A 625-nucleotide genomic window follows, 5' to 3' on the forward strand; every position below is an offset into this window, starting at 1 on the left:
TGCCCGGCAGGAACTTTCGTTCGTAAAAAAGCAGAACCCTTTGCAGCTTTTGAGGTCTTGTCGCACCGTTGAGAGAGCTTCGCGCTCGCGTATAAGGGAGACCAGCCTCATGTCTTATACTAGTCGTTTTGTCGGCATCGACATATCAAAATCATCTTTGGATGTCTGCGTTCTGCCCGATGGCCAGATGGCCGCCTATCAAAACACCCCGGCAGGTATTGCTGATTTTCTCACCTTTGTGGTCTCTCTGGAGGGGATCGAAAGGCTGGTCCTTGAGCCGACCGGCGGTTACGAACGCCATGTCGTTGCCGCCTTGCAGGCCGCACGACTGCCCGTTGCCAAGGTCAATGCGAAGCAGGTCCGACAGTTTGCACGTGCCGGTGGCCAGCTCTCCAAGACCGACAGGATCGACGCCTTCATTCTTGCCGATTATGCAAGGCGCATGGAAACAAGAATTCTGCTTCAACGCTCCTCCCGGGAACGGGTTTTGGCGGATTTTGTTAGCCGTTACAGACAATTGTCGCACATGATCGTGCAGGAGAAAAATCGCCGGGAAAAGGCGAGCGGGCAAACGAAAGACTGGGTCGAGGAAAGCCTGAATTTCTTGCTCGATCAGCGCCAGACT

The 625-nt window shown here is 54.2% G+C and carries 1 protein-coding gene; it reads left to right on the plus strand.

What is annotated here, in order from left to right; all coding sequences use genetic code 11:
* Window positions 1-109: 109 nt before the first annotated feature.
* Window positions 110-625 (plus strand): IS110 family transposase (locus ACS5UA_RS22840; protein WP_443101887.1); only part of this gene is annotated, 516 nt, incomplete at its 3' end.

Source organism: Brucella sp. RRSP16, from assembly GCF_052246815.1.
Lineage (GTDB): Bacteria > Pseudomonadota > Alphaproteobacteria > Rhizobiales > Rhizobiaceae > Brucella > Brucella intermedia.